The organism is Sporosarcina koreensis (genome assembly GCF_001531445.1).
Lineage (GTDB): Bacteria > Bacillota > Bacilli > Bacillales_A > Planococcaceae > Sporosarcina > Sporosarcina koreensis_C.
On the sequence record NZ_LQYA01000391.1, the window covers coordinates 1 to 243 of the forward strand.

At 37.4% G+C, this 243-nt stretch carries 1 pseudogene; it reads right to left on the reverse strand.

Annotated elements, in window-relative coordinates:
* Positions 1–36: 36 nt before the first annotated feature.
* Positions 37–243, reverse strand: a pseudogene (locus AWV70_RS24050) (plasmid recombination protein); the annotation flags it as partial.

Below are 243 nucleotides of genomic sequence, written 5' to 3' on the forward strand. Positions count from 1 at the left end.
AGACAAAAACAAAAAGAACCTTCGAAGGTTCTTTTTTTATCTACTCATATCATTATTTCGCTCACGAGCCTTTTCACGCTTGTGTAATCGTTCAAATTCGCTTCCAGTTGTTTTTTCCCTTATCTTGTCCACCAACTCACCAAAAACCTTCTTAAATGCTCTCACGTTGTCTGTGCGATCCCTTAAAAACTCTTTCGCACTTTTATAAACTAATCCTATTTCAGCCTTTAAATCGCTCACACG